We start from the raw sequence: 18,262 nt of genomic DNA, 5'->3' as shown, positions 1-18,262 counted from the left end.
GCGGCCTCAGGTTTTGATTGTGCTGATGGTGTCGTAGATCGGCCCCAGTACCGACAGCATGATCCAGCCCAGCAGCAAGCCCAGGATGACCGTCATGGCCGGCTCGATCATGGCTTGCACTTTTTCAATCAATTCCTTCACTTCGCGGTTGTAAAAGTAGCTGACATTGCGCAAGGCCGTGTCCAGCGAACCCGTGGCCTCGCCCACCTTCAGCATGCGGATCACCAGCGGCGGGAAGATGCCCGTGTGCTGGAAGGCGGCGGTGACGCCGTAGCCTTCGCTGATCAGCTGGGCGGCGCGGCGCAGGCCGGCCGCCACCACCTGGTTGCCGGCGATGCCTTCGGACAGGCGGATGCATTCGAGTATCGTGATGCCGGAGGCATACATCAGGGCAAAAAACGTGGCGAAGCGGGCCAGGATGATCTTGTGCAGCACGGGGCCGATCAGCCACAGCCGCAGTTTCAAGCCATCCCAGGCATAGCGGGCCGCCTCGCTGCGGCGGATCAGCGCGCGCAGGCCGAAGAACAGCAGCACGGGCAAAGCCAGCAGCAGATACCAGTAGTCGATGAACACATTCGACACGGCAATGAGCACGCGCGTGTGCAGCGGCAGTTCGCCGCCCATGTTGCGAATAAAAGCCGTCAGCTGGGGGACCAGATAGATCATCAGGAAAAACGTCACGGCCGCCACGACGATGGCGACGATGACGGGGTACATGACGATCTTGCGCGTCTGCGAGGCCAGCTCGTCCTGCCATTTCAGACTTTCGGACAGATTCTTGAAGACGTCGGCGATTTTGCCGCTCTGTTCGCCCGCCAGTATCAGGCTGGTGAACGTGGCGTCGAAGATGTCGCCATGCTGCGCCAGCGCGCCCGACAGGGGCAGGCCGCCCTCGATGCTTTCGATCAGATCCGTGACGACTTCGCGCAGGCGCGGGTGGTCCGTGCTTTCGCGCAAGTCATTCAAGCCTTCCAGGATGGGCACACCCGCACCCGTCAATTGCTCCATGTGAAAACAGAAATTGATCAGGTCGCGCCGGTGGATGACCCGCTTGCCCAGCAGTACCAGGTACTGCCCCGTGATCTTGCAGTCGATCAAGTCGAGCTGCATGCGGTGCAAGCGCGCTTCCAGATCCGGCACGTTGGCCGCCTCCATGCTGCCGGGAATCAGCGCGCCGGCGGCATCCATGGCGCGGTAGACATATTGCGCCATCAGGCCAGCCTTTCCGTCAGGTCGACCACGCGGCCCACTTCTTCCAGGGTGGTGACGCCTTCCATCACGCGGCGCATGCCGTCATCGACGATGCCCTTGAAGCCGGCCGCGCGCGCCGCGTTCTTCAATTCGCGGCTACTGGCGCGGCGTGCCGTCAATTCATCGAGTTCGGCCGTCATCTTGAGGATTTCCATGATGGCCAGGCGGCCCTTGTAGCCCTGGTGCGCGCAGCGCTCGCAACCGGCGGCGCGGCAGATGGACACGGGCGCTTCGTCCGGGGCCAGGCCCAGCAGTCGGCGTTCGATGGCGTCCGCGATCACCGTTTCCTTGCAGTGCGGACACAAACGGCGCACCAGGCGCTGCGCCACGATGCCGATGATGTTGCCGGCCATGATGTCGGGCAGGATGCCGATGTCGAGCAGGCGCGCCACGGACCCGATGGCCGAGCTCGTATGCAGGGTGGAATACACCTGGTGGCCCGTCATGGCGGCGGCAAAGGCCATTTCCGCCGTTTCGCGGTCGCGGATCTCGCCCACTAAAATGATGTCCGGGTCTTGCCGCATCATCGAGCGGATGCCGTCGGCAAAGCCCAGCTTGACGGATTCGTTGACGGAAGTCTGGCGTATCATGTTCATCGGATACTCGACCGGATCCTCCAGCGTCATGATGTTGACGCTTTCCGTATTGATATGGTTGAGTATCGAATACAGGGTGGTGGTCTTGCCGCTGCCCGTCGGGCCCGTCACGAGGATCACGCCGTCGGGACGCGCGATCATCAGTTTCAACAAGTTCAGTTCCGCTTCGGCCAGGCCCAGCGAATCGAGCGGGACGATGCCTTTTTGCCGGTCCAGCACGCGCAGCACGACGTTTTCGCCATGCGTGGTGGGCTGCGCCGAGGCGCGAAAGTCGATTTGCCGCCCGGAAAACTTGATGCTGATGCGCCCATCCTGCGGCGCGCGCGCCTCGGCGATATTCATGTTCGACATCACCTTCAGGCGCACGGCCATGGCTGGCCAGTACGATTTGTGCAGGCTGCGGATTTGCCGCAGGATGCCGTCGATGCGGTAGCGGATGCGCAGGAACGACTGTTCCGGCTCGAAATGGATGTCCGAGGCGCCGTTTTGCACGGCATCGGCCAGCAGCGCATCGATCAGGCGCACCATGGGCTGGCTGTACTCGTCCGATGGCGAGGCCATGCTTTGATAGCTGACTTCGCCCGTTTCGATTTCGTGCAGGATGCCGTCGATCGACAGTTCAAAGCCATAGTACTGGTCGATGGCGCGCGAAATGTCCGACTCGTTGACCAGCACGGTGGAAATCGTGATGCCCTTGACCAGCATGGCGCTGATCTGGTCGAGCGCGACGATGTTGCTGGTGTCGGCCATGGCCAGGATCAGGTTGTCCGCCTGCCGTTCGTAGACGATGGGGAAAACCCGGTAGCGCTTGGCCACGTCCTTCGGGATCAGTTTTAATGCAATGGCGTCGACCACCAGACTCGACAGATCGGCGCTGACCTGTTTCAGGTTTTCGCTGAGCGCCTCGCGCACGGTCGCTTCCGTGACAAAACCCAAGGTGATCAAGAGCTTGCCCAGCGGCTCGCTGCTGCGCCGCTGCTCGATCAGGGCGATGCGCAGCTGGTCTTCGCTGATCACGCCTTTCTGGATCAGCAGCTTGCCGAGGGGAAGTTTTGCCTGTTCTGCCATGTGATGCTTATTCCTGACGGGGGGTGATGGTGACCGGCTCGGCCGCAGCCGCAGGTGCCGTCAATTCGCGCAAGCGCGTTTGCACGACGGCCTGGTCGAAGGCGGCGGGCGTCGCTTGCGCCAGGGTCAAGGCGCGCTGGTAATAGGTGGCGGCCAGCCGCGGCTGGTTCAGCCGGTCCAGGCCCACGGCCAGGTTGAAGGCATAGTCGGGATTGCCGGGCGCGGCGCCATAGGCGCGGAAAAATTGCTGCTGCGCTTCGTTCCAGCGGCGCTGCTTGGCATACACATTGCCTAGCGCAAACAGCACGGGCGCGCTGTCGGGGCTGCGCGCCAGGATGGCTTTCAGCCTTGCTTCGCTCTGCGCCACGTCGCCCTGGCGCAGGCCGATCAGGCCGGCCAGCGCTTCGCCATCGTCGGGATTGATTTCCAGCAAACGCACGTACAGGGCCGCCGCTTGCGCGCCTTGTCGCTCGCGCAGGGCCACGGCCGCCAGGCCCAGCAGCGCGTCGCGGTTATTCGCATCCTGCCGCAGCACCGTTTCATATTGCTGACGAGCCAGGCCCAGCTGGCCCCCGTTGAAGGCCTGGTAGGCTTGCTGCACGCCGGGGTTGATTTGCGGCGCGGCCACGCTGCGCTGCACCTGGATCTGGCTATTGTCGGGCGCGGCCACCGGTGGCAGGCTCGGTGGCGCAGGCGGGGCCAGTTGCGCCAGCTGCGCCGCCACGGCGGCCTGGATCATCGCCTGCTGGTCCGCCGCAGCTGTCTGCTGGCGCGCGTCGCGCGGATAGTCGGGCGGCGGCGCGGCGGGCGTCATGGCGTCCGTCGGCGCGGCACCCGTGGCCGGCAGCACCAGCACGGGGCCGGCAACGCCGGCCGCGCCCGGAGCGTCCGTCAGCGGCATGGGCACGCCGGGCAGGCTGGCGCCCGCGCCGGGGCTGGTGCTGGCGCGCCAGTACCAGTACGCCATCGAGCCAGCCACCAGCAGCAGGATCGCCAGCAGCACGGCCAGGCGCACGGTGGCCGGGTCGACGCTGATGGGGCCGGTGGGACCTTTCGGCGGCGGATTGCTGCGGCTGGCGCGTGGCCGGGCGGGTGGCGGTTCGGGGCGCGCGCGTGGCGGTTCCGGAGGCGGACCAGGCTGCGCGCCACTCGACTCGGGTTGTGGCGCGGGCGCGTCCGCCAGCGGTTCCAGGCGCAAGGTGCTGACAGTCGGCGCGGGCGGCGGTGCCAATGGCGCGGCAGGCGTGGCAGGGGGCGGCAGGGCGTCGGCCGGCGCCAGTTCCAGGACCTGGTCGTAGGCTTCGGACGGCTTTTCCAGTTCCTCGTCGGAAAGGCTGTTCTGCTTGGCGCGCTCGGCTTTCTTGAGCGCCTGCATCAGCAAGCTCATGGAAAATCTCCCTGCAAGCGCGCCTGCGGCCGGACGGCCGGCGCCGGCGGACCATCCGTGTAGGGCTGGCTGTTGAGCGGCGCCTGGCCTGGCAGCAGGTAGCGGTAAGCGCGGTAATCGCCCTCGACGCTGGCATCCTTGACGACGACGGGGCGCATGAAGATCACCAGCTCCGTCTTGCTGCTTGCCTCATTGCGGTAGGTAAACAAATTGCCGACGACGGGCAGGCTGGACAGGCCGGGCACGCCATCGCGGGCGTTGTCGATGGAGTCCTGCATCAGGCCACCCATCACGGCGATCTGGCCATTGCCCACTTTCATGATCGATTCCAGCTCGCGCGCCTGGATCACGGGCACGCGGCTTTGCACGTTGGCCGTGGCCAGGGCCGGATTCGGGTCTTGCACGTAGCCCACGATGCGCGTGATGGTGGGGCGCACGTTGAGGGTGACTTCATCGCTGTCGGAAATCTGCGGCGTGACGCTCATGACGAAGCCGACGGGCACCGTTTCCAGTTTCGATTCATACGTGGCCGGCGTGGTGATGGTGCCTGTCGAGCTGATCACGGCGGGCGTCACCTTGATGGTAAAGAAGACATTGTTGTCGACCACTTTCAGCATGGCCGTCTGGTTGTTCAGCACGCTGATCTTCGGGCTGGACAGCACTTTTACCTTGCCGAACGATTCGAGCAGCTGTATGGTCGTTTTGAAACTATCCTTCAGGTAATCGAGCACGAAGATGCCGGGCGTGGCGCCGGGCGTGACTCCGCTGGACAGGCCCGCCGTGCCCACTTGCCCCTGGCGCAGTTGCAGGCTGCCCGTCAGGCGCGACCAGTTGATGCCTTGCTGGTATTCATTGCTCAGGCGCACTTCGAGGATGGTCGCCTCGATCAGCACTTGCCGCTTGGCGCTGTGCAACACGGCGTCGAGGAATTCGGCGATCTTTTCATGCTGGCGCCCCGTGGCCCGCACGGCGATCAGGCCGCCTTCCACGTTGACGACGACGGACGAGGGGCTGCCCTTGTTGGCCAGTTTCAGCAGCGGCATGCCGTTCGCGTCGAGCGGCTGGCCGGGATTCGCGTTCTGGATGGGCGCCTGCTGCTGGCCTGGCGCATACTGGCCGCCAGTCTGCATCGGCGCCTGGCCGCCGTATTGATTGCCGGCCTGATTCTGCTGCTGGCCAGGCTGGACTTGCTGTACTTGCTGTCCTTGTTGACCGGGCATGCTCGTCAATTGCTGGTTCAGCTGCGCCAGCGGGTCCACCTGCACGTCGTTGAGCGTGGTCTCGCGCAGCAGGTCGCGGATATTCTTTTCCAGGCTGTACCAGAAATTATTTTCCGAACGATTCACGACCAGGGTAGTCGAATTGTTATTGCCATTGCCGCCGCTGCCCTGCGTCCCGCCCACGGGGTTGCTGGCGTTATTCGACCCGCCGCCCGCCGTGGAGATTTGCGTGGCGATATTCACGCTGCTGTTGGTGCTGCGCGCCATGTTGACGTAATCGACCTTGTAATTGCGCCACACGGGCGCGTCGGGCAGCACGGTCAGGTTCTTGCCCTCGATTTCGTAGCGCATATCGACTTGCTTGCCGATACGCGCCAGCAGTTGCGGCAGGGTCTGGTTCAGCGCATTCAAGGTGACGCTGCCTTCGATCTGCGGGTGGATGTCGATATTCATGCCCGCGTCGCGCGCCAGCGCAAACAGCAGCGATTGCACGGGCACCTTGTGCACGGTGACGCTGTAGGTTTCCACTTTGGGCGCCGGCAAGGGCGCGGCCAGCGCGCTGCTTTGCTGCACCGGTTCGGGAATGACTCCGGCGGGAACGGGCGCGGCATTGAGGTGGGCCGGCGACAGCGGCGTTTGATGCGTGGCGCAGCCGGCCAGCATGGTGCTGCAGGCGAGGGCGACCCAGGAGGCCAGCACAGGAATAGGGTGTTGAGTCATGAAAAGTTCGCCCTTGGAGTCGTGTTGTGCTTTTGTAATTTTACCCAGCATGATCGCTTAAAAGCAATCGGCTGTGCAGGCCCGGGAGGCAATATGCGGAAATAAAGTCAGGGGGCGCCACGCCCCGTTTTTACCGGGATCATGGCTTTCATTTCCGTGCGGATACTATCTATGTCGCTCAGCAATATTTTCTGTGGCGATGCCGGGACCAGCCTGGCCCGCACGGCTTCGGCGCTGGCCTGGTCGGCAAAGCTGCCGTAGACGATGAGCAGCCGCGCGGCGGAGGTATTGCGCGGCGTCTTTGCGGGCGCGCCGCCAGGCAGGCGAAACACGTGGAGGTCGCGCAGGCCTGTGGCTTGCTGCGCCTGCTGCAGGAAGGTTTCCGCCGCAGCCGTCTCGGTGGCGGGCAGGCTGGCGATCTGCAGCACCAGTTGCCGTGCCCCTTGGCGGTCCAGCCAGTCGCGCGATTCGGCCAGCTTGCTGTCGAGCAGCGTGGATGGCGCTGGCAACGGTGCGCGCGCCACGGCTGTCTGCAGCGCGCCTGGGTGCGCGTCGGCGGGCGTGGTGGCATGTCCCTGCGATGCCTGCGGTGCCTGGAATACCTGGCTTGCCGGCGGGGCCGTCCTGGCGGTCGCCGCTGTCTTGCCCGGGCTGTTCGCCAGCCATTGCCACAGCAGCGCCGTGGCCAGCAGCAGCATCAGCGCGCTCAAGGCGCCCGCCAGCAGCTTGCCCGCATGCCAGGGCGCGCGGTAAAAGGGGCTGTCGGCAATGGCCAGGCGCATGTGGCGCGCACTGATTTCCTGTGCATCGTCCGCAAACGCGGCCAGCAAGGCCTTGTCGGCCAAAATGTTGACCCTGCGCACGATGCCTTGCGCGGCGCGCGCCAGCTTGCGCAGTGCGGCCGGCGTGAAGACGAGCGGCGCCATGCGGCCGGCGGCGCTCAGGCGGCAGGCCAGATAGTCGCCCAGCAAGGCTGGCGGCAGGGGCGGCACGGTGAAACTGTGGGTGATGCGTTCCTTCAATGGGCGGAACTGCGGCAAGTCCAGCGTGTGCTGCAATTCCGGCTGGCCAAACAGGACGATTTGCAGCAGCTTGTGGCTGGCCGTTTCCAGATTCGTCAGCAGGCGCAGCGCTTCCAGCGTGGCGCCCGGCATGGCTTGCGCTTCTTCGGCCAACAGCACCACCTGCCGTCCCGCCGCATGCCGGGCGATCAGCTCGCCGTGCAGGGCGCGCAGCACGGCATCGGCGCGGTATCCGTCCAGTTCCAGGCCCAGTTCGGCGGCGATGGCGTGCAGCACGTCGTCCGGCTCCAGGCGGGGATTGAGCAAATACAGCACGTCAACATGGGGCGGCAGGCGCTCGGCCAGCATGCGGCACAGCATGGTCTTGCCGCTGCCCACTTCGCCCGTCAGCTTGATGATGCCTTCGCCTTGCGTGACGGCATACAGCAGCGCATCGAGCAGTTCGCCCCGTGTATTGCCGGGATAAAAGAAGGCCGGGTCCGGCGTGATGCCGAACGGCGCCGTGCGCAAGCCGAAATGGCGCAGATACATGCCGTGCGGCGCGGGCGCGTAGCCGCTGGGGCTGGGGCTGGCGGCGTGCGGCGCGGAGACAGGGGCGTTCATGTCGCGATGCAATTGAGAAAAGCCTGTTCCAGGCTGGCGTCTTCGGCGCCGCCATGGCGCGCGCGGCATTCGGCTGGCGTGCCTGTAAACACGATGCGGCCCGCATGCAGGATGGCCATGCGGTCGCACAATTCTTCCACGTCTGCCAGCGCATGCGAGGTGAGCAGGGCGCCACGGCCTTGCGCGCGCGCTTGCCGCAGCACTTGCTTGAATTGCGCGCGCGCCTTCGGGTCGAGTCCGCTCATCGGTTCATCGAGCACCAGTTGCTGCTTGCCCGACAGCAAGCAGGCGGCCAGCCCCAGCTTTTGCATCATGCCTTTTGAATACTCGCGCGCGGGTCGCAGCAGGGCGTCTGGCGCCAGTTCCAGCGCGTCCAGGGTTTGCCGCACGGCGTGTGCATCGGGGCGCGCATCGTGCAGGCGCGCCAGGTAGCGCAGGAAGTCGCCGCCCGTCAGGTAATGGGGCGCCTGGAAGCGTTCCGGCAGAAACGACAGGGGCTGGCGCGCCGCGCTGTGGCGGTGCGGCTGGCCGAAGATGGTGATGTTTCCCCGCTCGGGCGCGCAAAAGTCGAGCAGGCATTTCAGCAGCGATGTTTTGCCTGCGCCATTCACGCCGACCAGACCGAACAGTTCTCCCGTGCGCACCTGCAGGTCGACGCCGCGCAGCACGGCGCTGCCCGCCAGTTGCAGATGCACGTTGTGGAACTCGATGGCGCAGGCGTTCATAGGGGCAAGGGGCGGCAGGCAAGGCGGGGTACGGCCGCCATTATTGCCATGGGTGCTGGCGGGCGGCAAGTGTTTCCTTGCAGAGTGTCGAAATGCGCGAAAATCAAGCCACGCAATGTATTTTCTTTAAGAAACAACAGGTTCTGGAATAAAATACCTGCGCGCGCCGCTGGCGCGCATCGTCTGAAGAATCTGTCGAGGAGCAAGCATGGCAAGGCCAGAGAAAGTCCGGCTCGGTGAAATTTTGGTGCAGCAGAAACTGCTGACGGAAGAACAATTGGGCCAGGCCTTGACGGAACAGAAGCGTTCGGGGCGCAAGCTGGGCCGCGTTTTTGTCGAGCACGGCTTCGTCACGGAAGAGCAGATTTCGGGCGCGCTGGCGCGCCAGCTCGACATTCCCTACATCAATCTGAAGTTTTTCAACATCAATCCCGAACTGGTGCGGCTGCTGCCGGAAACCCAGGCACGGCGCTTCCGCGCGCTGGTGCTGGAAGACCGCCGCGAGGGCTTGCTGGTCGGAATGTCCGATCCGACGGACCTGTTCGCTTACGATGAAATTTCGCGCCTGGTCAAGCGCCATATCGAGCTGGCCGTTGTCAATGAAACGGAAGTGCTGGCCGCCATCGACCGCATCTACCGCCGCACGGAAGACATTTCCACGCTGACGCGCGAGCTGGAGCAGGACCTGGGCGACGTGTCCGTCGACTTTGGCGCGCTGGCCGCCAATCCGGGCCTGGAAGAGGCGCCCATCGTCAAGCTGCTGCAATCCGTGTTCGAGGATGCCACGCAGGTGCGCGCCTCGGACATCCACATCGAGCCGCAGGAAGGCCGGCTGCAGATCCGCTTCCGCATCGACGGCGTGCTGCACCTGCAGACGGAAGCGGACAGCAAGATCGCCAGTTCGCTGGCGCTGCGGCTAAAACTGATGTCGGACCTCGATATTTCCGAGAAGCGCTTGCCGCAGGATGGCCGCTTCGCCATCCGCGTGAAAAACCAGCGCATCGACGTGCGTATTTCCACCATGCCAACGCAGTACGGCGAATCAGTGGTGATGCGCTTGCTGAACCAGGGCGGCACGACCTTGCGCCTGGACGCCATCGGCATGCCGCCCAAGCTGGTGGCGCAGTTCCGCGCCATCGTCAGCCGTCCGAACGGCCTGGTGCTGGTGACGGGGCCGACCGGCAGCGGCAAGACGACGACCTTGTACTGCGCCTTGTCCGAGCTCAACTCCGTGGAAAAAAAGCTCATCACGGTGGAAGACCCGGTCGAATACCGCTTGCCCGGCATTAACCAGGTGCAAGTGAACGAGAAGATCGAACTGAACTTTGCCCGCGTGTTGCGTTCGGCCTTGCGGCAAGATCCCGATATCGTGCTGGTCGGCGAGATGCGCGACCAGGAAACGGCGCAGATCGGCCTGCGCGCCGCCATGACGGGTCACTTGGTGCTGTCGACCCTGCATACCAACGACGCCATCAGCACGCCGCTGCGCCTGATGGACATGGGCGTGCCCCGCTACATGGTGGGCAGTTCGCTGCAAGCCGTGCTGGCGCAGCGCCTGGTGCGCGTGATCTGCGAAAGCTGCAGCACGCCGTACCAGCCCACGCCGAATGAATACGAATGGCTGCGCCTGGAACTGGGCGAGCTGGTCGAGCGCAACCAGTATTTCCACGGCAAGGGCTGTTCGCATTGCAACGGCATGGGTTACCGGGGCCGCACGGGCGTGTACGAATTGCTGGAAATCACGCGCGCCGTGGCCGACGCCGCCAACCATGCGGACCCTTCCCACTTCATGAAGGTGGCGACGGCGCAGATGGCGGGCGAGACCCTGCGCCGCCACGCCGTGCAGCTGGTGGTGCAAGGCCGCACGACGGTGATGGAAGCGATGCGTATCAGCAACCAGAGCGAGGATTGAGGTGCCGTTTTTCTCTTACAAGGCGCGCAGCGCCAGCGGTGAACTGCTGACCGGCGTGATGGAAGGGGCCGACAGCGGCGCCGTGGCCGACCAGTTGATGGCGGGCGGCAGCACGCCCGTCGACATCAGCGCCACCAAACAGACGGTGACGAAGGCCGGCGCCAGCCAGCTGGGCTGGTGGGCCAGGCTGACCGAGAAAAAAGTCACGCCCATGGACGTGCAGTTGTTCAGCCGCCAGCTGTACACCCTGCTCAAGGCGGGCGTGCCCATCATGCGCGGCCTGGCCGGCTTGCAGGAGTCCGCCATCAGCCCCGCGTTCGGGCGCATCATCAAGGATGTGCGCGAGTCGCTCGACGCGGGCCGCGAACTGTCGGCCGCCATGGCGCGCCACCCGACCATCTTCACGCCGTTTTATTTGTCGATGGTGCGCGTGGGCGAAATGACGGGGCGCCTCGATGAAGTGTTTTTGCGCCTGTTCAACCACCTGGAATTCGACCGCGACATGCGCGCGCGCGTGAAAACGGCGACGCGCTACCCGACCTTCGTCGTCTTCGCCATGCTGGCCGCCATGGTGGTGGTGAATATCTTCGTCATTCCCCAGTTCGAGAAGGTGTTCGCCAGCTTCCACGCGGAACTGCCCCTGATGACGCGCATCCTGATCGGCACCTCGCGCTTTACGGTGGCGTACTGGCCGCTTCTTCTGCTGCTGGGCGCGGGCGGCTTTTTCGGCTGGCGCGCCTGGCTGCGCACGAAAGAGGGCTTGTACAAATGGGACCGCGCCAAGCTGCGCCTGCCGATCGCCGGCAAGATCATCCTGAAAGGCACGATGGCCCGCTTCGCGCGCAGCTTTGCCCTGTCGAGCACGAGCGGCGTGCCCATCGTGCAGGCGCTGACGGTGGTGTCGCAAACGGTCGACAACACGTATTTGAGCGCACGTGTGGAACAGATGCGCGACGGCGTCGAGCGGGGCGAAAGCATCTTGCGCACCTCGGTCGCGGCCAACGTGTTTACGCCCGTGGTGCTGCAGATGATCGCCGTGGGCGAGGAGTCCGGTTCGCTGGACGACCTGATGGACGAGATCGCCGACATGTACGAGCGCGAAGTCGATTACGAGCTGAAAACCCTGTCGGCGCAGATCGAGCCGATTTTGATCGTCTTCCTCGGCGCCATGGTGCTGGTGCTGGCGCTGGGCATCTTCCTGCCGATCTGGGACCTGGGCCGGGCGGCCCTGCACTGATGGCAAAAACGTTGCGCCAGCGCGGTTTCACCCTGTTCGAGCTGGCGGTGGTGGCGGGCGTGTTCGCCATCCTGATGGCCGTTTTCTTGAACCGGGTCAGCTATTACCAGCAGCAGGCGCAGCAGGTGGCCGTGGCGCAGATGCTCGGCGTCCTGCGCACCAGCTTGCGGGTGCAGGTGCTGCACTTGTACCTGGCCGACCGGCGCGACCAGTTGCCGGCGCTGGCACGGCAAAACCCGTTCGACTGGCTGGCTGACAAGCCGGCCAACTACCTGGGCGAGTTCGCGCAGCCCGACCTTGAAAAATTGCAAGCCGGGAACTGGTTGTACGATAAGAAAGAGCAAAAAATCATCTATTTGTTTAGTAATGGCAATATTTTTCCCGCTAAAGGGGTTGAGTCAGTGAAATTTAAGGTAATCTTGCCACGTGCGGACGCCGATCTTGACAAGCTCGCCCAGGAACCCGATATCGTGGTGTGGAAATCGCCGGACCCGGTAGCAAACTGAGGCGCTTTCTGGTCCGGTGCGGCGACAGTTTCATGGCGTTGGTTTTGAATTTTTTATTTGATTTTGGAGAAAGCAAGAATGAACAAGTCTTTACGTAGTATGAAAAGCGGCGCCCAGGCAGGTTTCACCCTGATCGAACTGATCGTCGTCATCGTGATCCTCGGCATCCTGGCCGCCACGGCGATTCCTAAATTTATCGACATGTCGACCGATGCGCGCGTGGCCAAGATGCAGGCGGCCGCTGGCGCCCTCAAGGCGGGCGCGGCGCTGTACCATGCGCAGTGGCTGGTGAGCGGTTCGCCCGCCGATGGCAACTCGGTGAAGATGGAAGGCCAGGCGATTACCGGCGTAGGTGGCTACCCTACGGCGGACGCCGCCGGGATTGGTCTGGCTGCGGGTATCACAGCTCCTGACTACGAGATTGGCAGCACGGGAGGTTTCTCCGTGACCCCTGACGCAACTCGCACGAAATGCAAAGTTACGTACCCTGCCCCAACGGCGACTGTCGCCCCGGTAGTGGCGGTAGCTTTGGACCCTGCAGATTGTAAATAAGTTGCACTGATCTGCAAGGAGGGCCAGGTAACGTCCTTGGCCTTCCTTGCGCACCACCAGCCCAACCCCAGGCGCCAGCCCGTTGGGCTTTTTTACGGGCCATCCATTGCAGCAGCCACCGACAGTCTTTTCGCATCGCCACGCAGGGCCGCCACGCCCCCTGCCGCGTACGGCTGCGCGCGGCTTCACCCTGATCGAACTGGTGGCCGTGCTGGTGCTGGCGGGTTTGCTGGCGACTTTTGCCGTCAACCGGTTTTTCCAGCGCGACACGTTTGACGCGCGCGGTTTTGCCGACCAGGTGACGAATATCGTGCGCTACGGGCAAAAGCTGGCGGTGGCGCAAAACCGTGCCGTGTTTGTCCTCATCGACGCCAACAAGGTGGCCCTGTGCTTCGACACCGGCTGCAGCGATGAGCAGAAGGTGGTGCCGCCCACGGGCAGCAACAGCGGCAGCAAGGAAACGCTGCAGCATTGCCTGGGTAGCAATTGGCTGTGCGAAGGCCGTCCTTCCGGCGTGACCATGTCCACTGATCCCGTCAAGTTGGCAAGTTTTTATTTCGACGCGCTGGGCCAGCCATATGCGCTGACCAATGTGTTTCCTGACGCATCGACTTTCCCGGGCCCGCTGCAAATCAGCATCCAGAGCAACGGCCTGACGCGCACCGTCACGGTTGAAGGGGAGACGGGCTATGTCCATTAGCCAGCATCGCCGGCGCGAGCGCGGCGTGACCCTGATCGAACTGGTGCTGTTTATCGTCATCGTCGGCCTGGCCTCGGCCGCCATCCTCGGCGTAATGAGCCTGACGACAAAGCACAGCGCCGATCCGCAGCTGCGCAAGCAGGCGCTGGCGATTGCCGAAGGCATGCTGGAAGAAATCCAGCTGGCGCGGTTTACCTATTGCGACCCGCAAGACCCGGCCGCGCAAACGGCGACCAGCCCGGCCGGCTGCACCGTCCCGGAAGGGCCGGGGGAAGAAGCGAACGGCGCGGGGCGGCCTTTCGACAACGTCAACGATTACGTGAGCGCGTATGGCGCGGCCACGGAGTACAAGACGGATGCGCAGGGCGCCGTCTGGGCTGCAGGCTCCGCCAAGGCATACGTTGCCTCTGTGGTGATCACCCAGGCAGCCCTGAACGGCTTGCCCGCCACGGAAGGCCTGCGTATCCAGGTGACGGTACCGTATGCCGACCAGCAGATCGTGCTTGACGGCTATCGCGTGCGCTACGCGCCGAACAGTATCCCATGAGTATCCCATGAGAAATTTCCTCAACGCCAGGCGCCTTGCGCGCGGCTTTACCCTTGTCGAGCTGGTCATCGTGATCGTCATCACGGGCATCATCGGCGCCATGGTCGCCGTCTTCATCCGCGTGCCCGTGCAAGGCTATATGGATGTCGCGGCGCGCGCGGTACTGGCCGACACGGCCGATACGGCGGCGCGGCGCCTGACGCGCGACGTGCGCCTGGCACTGCCCAACAGCGTGCGCGTGTCGAACGACGGCCTGTTCCTGGAATTGCTGCTGACCAAGACGGGCGGGCGCTACCTGAGCGACAGCGACGCGGCCGCGCCGGGCAATGTGCTGAGCTTTGATACCGCTCCCGACCCCAGCCTTCCGTTGACCTTCACCGTCGTCGGCGCCATGCCCGCCAATGCGCTGGGCGCGCGCCAGGCGATCAACGTGGGCGACCAGATCGTCGTCTACAACCTGGGCACGGAGTACGCGCCGAACAATGCCTATGCCTGCAGCGCGGCGAATGGCTGCAACCGCGCGGCCGTGACGGGCGTGTCCGGCAGTGTCGTCACGCTCGGCAGCTATCCTTTCACGACGGCGCCGGCGCCGCTGCCGTCGCCATCGAACCGCTTCCAGGTGGTGTCGACGCCCGTCACCTATGCGTGCGATCTGGGAACCGGCACGCTGACCCGTTACGCCGGCTATGCCATCCAGGCCATCCAGCCGGTTGTGGCTGGCAGCGCGCCATTGTTGGCGGCGAAGGGGGCCCAGCTGGCGCGCCAGGTGACGGCTTGCCGTTTCAGCTATGGCATTTTGGCCAACGTGCAGCGGGGTCTGGTGAATATCGACCTGAGCCTGGGTGCGGCGAACAGCAATACGGGCGTGCTGCGCCTGGTGCAACAGGTGCAGGCGAGGAATACGCCATGACGCGCTTGTTGCGCTACCGTGCACGCCGCATGCGCGGTTTCAGCCTTGTCACGGCCATTTTCCTGCTGGTGGTGCTGGCCGCACTGGCGGCCGTGATGGTGAATATTTCCACCTTCCAGCAGACGGAATCGGCCATGGACGTGCAGGGCGTGCGCGCCGAGCAGGCTGCCCGCGCCGGCCTCGAGTGGGGCTTGCAGAAACAGATCAGTGCGGGCCTGACCACCGGCGCGGCATGCATCGGCGGTACCACGTTCAGCTTGCCGGCGGGCACGACACTATCGGCGTTCAGCGTCACCGTGCAATGCAGCGCGGCCACGGCGCCCGCTACCTTGACCAGTTGGACCATCACGGCCACGGCGTGCAATCAGCCGGCCTCGGTCGAGCCGCGCTGTCCGAACGCGGGCAATAACGCCGATTACGTCCAGCGCCGTTTGCAAGCCGTGCTGTCGCAGTAAGGTCAACTGCATGAAAAAAAGATCGCTAATTTATTGTTTTTACACAATAAAGTTGGCTTCATGAATTAAAATTGGCTGGATGCATTATCTGCGCGACAAGATCGGGCAGGCACTTACACTGGATAGTTCGCATGGGTTTATTCGCAAGAGCAAAGAAGTACGATGGATGGCTGGCCACGGCGTTTGGCCGCGAAGGCGTCAGCGCTGTCGTTGTCGAACGTCCCGCCGACGGCATGCCGCGCGTGCGGGGCGCCAGCTACCAGGCGGCTGCACGGCCGGCGCCGGCCGAGGTGCTGGAAAAACTGGGCAAGGAGCTGCAGGCGACTGCGCGCCACTGCACCAGCGTGCTGGCCGGCGGCGAATACCAGTTGCTGTCGCTGGAAGCGCCGGCCGTGCCGCGCGAGGAACTGAAGACGGCCGTGGGCTGGCGCCTGAAGGACATGCTGGACTTCCCCCTGGCCGAGGCCACCATTGACGTGTTCGACATTCCCGGCGATCCGAACGGCACCCAGCGGGGCAGCAGCGTGTTTGCCGTGGCGGCGCGCAACAGCGCCGTGTCGCGCCGCCAGGCGCTGTACGCCGAATGCAAGATCGGCCTGTCCGTGATCGATATCCCCGAGATGGCGCAACGCAATATCGCCACCTTGCTGGAAACGCCGGGACGCGGCATCGCCGTGCTGTTTTTCGATGGCGACGGCGGCTTGCTGACCATGAGCTTCAATGGCGAGCTGTACCAGGCGCGCCGCATCGACGTGACCCTGACGCAGTTGCAGTCGCCCGACGCCAGCCAGTATTACGACCGCGTCACCCTGGAACTGCAGCGCTCGTTCGACCACTTCGACCGCCAGTTCCATTTCATTTCGCTGGCCCGTCTGATGCTGATGACGGGTGCCAGCGATGGCTTGCACGCGTATCTGGCCGACAATCTCTACATGCCGGTCGAACAACTGGACCTGGCCACGGTGCTGGACCTGTCGCAGGCCGCCGAGCTGCGCGACCCCGCCATGCAGGCGCGCTACTTCCTGGCCATCGGCGCCGCCTTGCGCGAGGTTGGCCAGCACCCGGGCAAGCACGAAGGGAAGGGCGCATGAGCCAGCAGATCAATCTGTTCAACCCCCAGTTTGAACTGAAAAAACACCATATGTCGGCGCGCACGGCCGGCCTGGGCCTGGGCGGCCTGGCGCTGGTCTTGCTGGCCGTGGGCGTGCTGGCCCAGCAGGCAATGGCCAGCCTGGAGCAGCGCGAAGCGGGCGTCAAGGCAGCGCTGGCGCAAGGCGAGGCGAAGCGTGACCAGATCTTGCGCGATTTTCCGCCACGCAAGAAAGATCCGGCCCTGGCGCAGGAACTGGCGGCCGTCGAGTCGCAGCGCCAGTTGCTGCAGGACGCGTCTGGCGTGCTGGCAAGCGGCAAGCTGGGCAATACCCTCGGCTATGCCGGCTATTTCCGCGCGCTGGCGCAGGCCAGGGTCGAGGGCGTATGGCTGACGGGCGTGGACATCACCGGCGCCGGCAATGACTTCGGCTTGCAGGGCCGCGCCTTGCACGCGTCGCTGCTGCCTGCCTACATCACGCGCCTGGGCCAGCAGGAAGTATTGAAAGGCAAGAGTTTCGCCAGCCTCGACATCGGCCAGCCCCAGCCCCAGCCCCCGGCCGTGGCCGAGGGCAAGGCGCCCAGCCTGCCTTATGTCGCGTTCAGCCTGCAGTCGGCCGACCGCGCCGCCGGGCCAGCCGCGCCGCCCAAACCTGTTGCCGGAGGAACACGCTGATGCTGCCCTTGCTGAAAAAATGGGCCACGGCCTTCGACGCCCTCAGCCTGCGCGAGCGGCTGATGGTGTTCGGCGCCGGTGCGGCCGCCGTGCTGTTCGTATTTTATTTCATGAGCTTTAATCCCCTGCTGGCGAAACGCGCCGCGCTGGAGGCGAGCATTGCGCAAAAACAAAGCCTGTTGACGGCCACCGACAAGGAAATCGAGCTGACCATGCTGGCCCACGCCACCGATCCCGATCAGGAAGCGCGCGCGCGCCTGGTGGCACTGCAGGCGGAAACGGCATCGCTGGCGCAGGCGCTGCGCCAGAAGCAGCACGGCCTGGTGGCGCCCGAGCGCATGGTGACCTTGCTGGAACACTTGCTGCGCCAGCACGCCGGACTGCGCGTGGTGTCGCTGAAAACCTTGCCCGCCAGCGCCGTGGGTGCGCGCCAGACCGATGCCGCGAACGCCGATGCGGCGGCCAAGGCGGCGCCGGCGCCCCTGCTGCATCAGCATGGCGTGGAAGTGGTGCTGCAAGGCAGTTATGCCGACATGGTGCAATACATGCAGGCGCTGCAAGCGATGCCGACGCGCGTGTTCTGGGGCGCAGCCCACCTTGATGCCGCTACTTACCCGAGCGCCACCCTGACCCTGACCTTACACACCCTCAGCATGGACGACACATGGATCGCACTCTGACCTTTGGTCCCGCGCTGCTGGCGCCTTTGCTGATGCTGAGCCTGGCATGGCCGGGCGCGCAGGCGCAAGCGCTCGATGATCCGACGCGCCCGCCGGCAGCCCTGTGGGCGCCCGCCAGTACCGCGCCCGCCGTCGCGGCCCGGCCGCAGCTGCAGTCGGTGCTCATCTCCACCCAGCCGGGCGGACGCCGCCTGGCCGTCATCGATGGCCAGACGGTCAGCGTCGGCAGCAAGGTGGGCGGCGCCGTGGTGACGGAAATCCGCGACACGGCCGTATTGTTGCGGCGTGGCAAATCACTGGAAACCTTCAAGCTGTACCCGAGCAGCAAGACCGATAACAAGGCCGATCGCAAGACCGATAGCAAGACCGGCAGCAAGCAGGAGTAGAAGAAGTGGCCAAGCAACTC

18 protein-coding genes are annotated in these 18,262 nt (G+C 64.5%); 12 read left to right on the top strand and 6 right to left on the bottom strand.

Going from position 1 to position 18,262, the window contains the following annotated elements; translation table 11 throughout:
• Nucleotides 1-6 precede the first annotated feature (6 nt).
• The 6 genes from FG13_RS07250 to FG13_RS07225 form a co-directional block, all read right to left on the bottom strand.
• On the bottom strand, nucleotides 7-1,212 hold the full coding sequence (locus FG13_RS07250; protein WP_035819694.1) for a type II secretion system F family protein: 1,206 nt from the start codon (nucleotides 1,210-1,212) through the stop codon (nucleotides 7-9).
• Entirely contained in the window at nucleotides 1,212-2,915 is a 1,704-nt protein-coding gene (locus FG13_RS07245) for a GspE/PulE family protein (protein WP_035819692.1), read from the bottom strand. Before FG13_RS07245 ends, FG13_RS07250 begins: the two co-directional genes overlap by 1 nt.
• A gap of 7 nt (nucleotides 2,916-2,922) precedes the next feature.
• On the bottom strand, nucleotides 2,923-4,302 hold the full coding sequence (locus FG13_RS28815) for a tetratricopeptide repeat protein (protein WP_051958710.1): 1,380 nt from the start codon (nucleotides 4,300-4,302) through the stop codon (nucleotides 2,923-2,925).
• Complete coding sequence (locus FG13_RS07235; RefSeq protein ID WP_051959577.1) at nucleotides 4,299-6,242, bottom strand: type II secretion system protein GspD; 1,944 nt, start codon at nucleotides 6,240-6,242, stop codon at nucleotides 4,299-4,301. The genes FG13_RS28815 and FG13_RS07235 overlap by 4 nt, the downstream gene beginning before the upstream one ends.
• A 107-nt stretch (nucleotides 6,243-6,349) precedes the next feature.
• Nucleotides 6,350-7,867, bottom strand: coding sequence for an ExeA family protein (locus FG13_RS07230; RefSeq protein WP_235211684.1), 1,518 nt, complete (start codon nucleotides 7,865-7,867; stop codon nucleotides 6,350-6,352).
• Nucleotides 7,864-8,661 (bottom strand): ABC transporter ATP-binding protein, encoded by a 798-nt coding sequence (locus FG13_RS07225; RefSeq protein ID WP_235211683.1) that lies wholly within the window; start codon nucleotides 8,659-8,661, stop codon nucleotides 7,864-7,866. The genes FG13_RS07230 and FG13_RS07225 overlap by 4 nt, the downstream gene beginning before the upstream one ends.
• A gap of 139 nt (nucleotides 8,662-8,800) precedes the next feature.
• Between FG13_RS07225 and FG13_RS07220 the strand changes: the two genes are divergently transcribed.
• The 12 genes from FG13_RS07220 (at nucleotide 8,801) to FG13_RS07165 (ending at nucleotide 18,242) form a co-directional block, all read left to right on the top strand.
• Nucleotides 8,801-10,504: a GspE/PulE family protein gene (locus FG13_RS07220; RefSeq protein ID WP_035819688.1), complete on the top strand. Its 1,704-nt coding sequence runs from the start codon at nucleotides 8,801-8,803 to the stop codon at nucleotides 10,502-10,504.
• Between the two features lies 1 nt (nucleotide 10,505).
• A complete protein-coding gene (locus tag FG13_RS07215; RefSeq protein ID WP_035819686.1) occupies nucleotides 10,506-11,741 on the top strand; it encodes a type II secretion system F family protein in 1,236 nt (411 codons plus the stop codon).
• Entirely contained in the window at nucleotides 11,741-12,247 is a 507-nt protein-coding gene (locus FG13_RS07210; protein ID WP_152598705.1) for a type II secretion system protein, read from the top strand. Before FG13_RS07215 ends, FG13_RS07210 begins: the two co-directional genes overlap by 1 nt.
• A gap of 78 nt (nucleotides 12,248-12,325) precedes the next feature.
• Nucleotides 12,326-12,799 carry a type II secretion system protein gene (locus tag FG13_RS31165; protein ID WP_278316230.1) on the top strand — a complete coding sequence of 158 codons (474 nt, stop codon included), beginning with the start codon at nucleotides 12,326-12,328 and terminating at the stop codon, nucleotides 12,797-12,799.
• A gap of 46 nt (nucleotides 12,800-12,845) precedes the next feature.
• On the top strand, nucleotides 12,846-13,499 hold the full coding sequence (locus FG13_RS07200) for a pilus assembly FimT family protein (RefSeq protein WP_235211682.1): 654 nt from the start codon (nucleotides 12,846-12,848) through the stop codon (nucleotides 13,497-13,499).
• Nucleotides 13,489-14,046, top strand: a complete 558-nt coding sequence (locus FG13_RS07195; RefSeq protein ID WP_035819676.1) for a type IV pilus modification PilV family protein — start codon at nucleotides 13,489-13,491, stop codon at nucleotides 14,044-14,046. Before FG13_RS07200 ends, FG13_RS07195 begins: the two co-directional genes overlap by 11 nt.
• A gap of 7 nt (nucleotides 14,047-14,053) precedes the next feature.
• Nucleotides 14,054-14,956, top strand: a complete 903-nt coding sequence (locus FG13_RS07190; protein ID WP_035819674.1) for a prepilin-type N-terminal cleavage/methylation domain-containing protein — start codon at nucleotides 14,054-14,056, stop codon at nucleotides 14,954-14,956.
• Entirely contained in the window at nucleotides 14,953-15,411 is a 459-nt protein-coding gene (locus FG13_RS07185; RefSeq protein ID WP_035819672.1) for a hypothetical protein, read from the top strand. The genes FG13_RS07190 and FG13_RS07185 overlap by 4 nt, the downstream gene beginning before the upstream one ends.
• Nucleotides 15,412-15,542: 131 nt before the next feature.
• On the top strand, nucleotides 15,543-16,502 hold the full coding sequence (locus tag FG13_RS07180) for an agglutinin biogenesis protein MshI (RefSeq protein ID WP_035819671.1): 960 nt from the start codon (nucleotides 15,543-15,545) through the stop codon (nucleotides 16,500-16,502).
• Nucleotides 16,499-17,176 (top strand): hypothetical protein, encoded by a 678-nt coding sequence (locus FG13_RS07175; protein ID WP_035819669.1) that lies wholly within the window; start codon nucleotides 16,499-16,501, stop codon nucleotides 17,174-17,176. Before FG13_RS07180 ends, FG13_RS07175 begins: the two co-directional genes overlap by 4 nt.
• On the top strand, nucleotides 17,176-17,856 hold the full coding sequence (gene gspM, locus FG13_RS07170; RefSeq protein WP_035819667.1) for a type II secretion system protein GspM: 681 nt from the start codon (nucleotides 17,176-17,178) through the stop codon (nucleotides 17,854-17,856). The genes FG13_RS07175 and gspM overlap by 1 nt, the downstream gene beginning before the upstream one ends.
• Nucleotides 17,841-18,242, top strand: coding sequence for a hypothetical protein (locus FG13_RS07165; RefSeq protein WP_051958709.1), 402 nt, complete (start codon nucleotides 17,841-17,843; stop codon nucleotides 18,240-18,242). Before gspM ends, FG13_RS07165 begins: the two co-directional genes overlap by 16 nt.
• Nucleotides 18,243-18,262: the final 20 nt, after the last annotated feature.

This window comes from Janthinobacterium sp. RA13 (assembly GCF_000745325.1).
GTDB classification, from domain to species: Bacteria; Pseudomonadota; Gammaproteobacteria; order Burkholderiales; family Burkholderiaceae_D; genus Janthinobacterium; species Janthinobacterium rivuli.
The sequence above is the reverse complement of the archived record's forward strand: the minus strand, read 5'-3'. Positions and strand labels throughout refer to the sequence as shown.

Bases quoted from the DNA above. Each gene is read 5' to 3' on its own strand.
- FG13_RS07250 (WP_035819694.1), bottom strand. From the start codon at position 1,212: ATGGCGCAATATGTCTACCGCGCCATGGATGCCGCCGGCGCGCTGATT.
- FG13_RS07245 (WP_035819692.1), bottom strand. From the start codon at position 2,915: ATGGCAGAACAGGCAAAACTTCCCCTCGGCAAGCTGCTGATCCAGAAA.
- FG13_RS28815 (WP_051958710.1), bottom strand. From the start codon at position 4,302: ATGAGCTTGCTGATGCAGGCGCTCAAGAAAGCCGAGCGCGCCAAGCAG.
- FG13_RS07235 (WP_051959577.1), bottom strand. From the start codon at position 6,242: ATGACTCAACACCCTATTCCTGTGCTGGCCTCCTGGGTCGCCCTCGCC.
- FG13_RS07230 (WP_235211684.1), bottom strand. From the start codon at position 7,867: ATGAACGCCCCTGTCTCCGCGCCGCACGCCGCCAGCCCCAGCCCCAGC.
- FG13_RS07220 (WP_035819688.1), top strand. From the start codon at position 8,801: ATGGCAAGGCCAGAGAAAGTCCGGCTCGGTGAAATTTTGGTGCAGCAG.
- FG13_RS07210 (WP_152598705.1), top strand. From the start codon at position 11,741: ATGGCAAAAACGTTGCGCCAGCGCGGTTTCACCCTGTTCGAGCTGGCG.
- FG13_RS31165 (WP_278316230.1), top strand. From the start codon at position 12,326: ATGAACAAGTCTTTACGTAGTATGAAAAGCGGCGCCCAGGCAGGTTTC.
- FG13_RS07195 (WP_035819676.1), top strand. From the start codon at position 13,489: ATGTCCATTAGCCAGCATCGCCGGCGCGAGCGCGGCGTGACCCTGATC.
- FG13_RS07190 (WP_035819674.1), top strand. From the start codon at position 14,054: ATGAGAAATTTCCTCAACGCCAGGCGCCTTGCGCGCGGCTTTACCCTT.
- FG13_RS07185 (WP_035819672.1), top strand. From the start codon at position 14,953: ATGACGCGCTTGTTGCGCTACCGTGCACGCCGCATGCGCGGTTTCAGC.
- FG13_RS07180 (WP_035819671.1), top strand. From the start codon at position 15,543: ATGGGTTTATTCGCAAGAGCAAAGAAGTACGATGGATGGCTGGCCACG.
- FG13_RS07175 (WP_035819669.1), top strand. From the start codon at position 16,499: ATGAGCCAGCAGATCAATCTGTTCAACCCCCAGTTTGAACTGAAAAAA.
- gspM (WP_035819667.1), top strand. From the start codon at position 17,176: ATGCTGCCCTTGCTGAAAAAATGGGCCACGGCCTTCGACGCCCTCAGC.
- FG13_RS07165 (WP_051958709.1), top strand. From the start codon at position 17,841: ATGGATCGCACTCTGACCTTTGGTCCCGCGCTGCTGGCGCCTTTGCTG.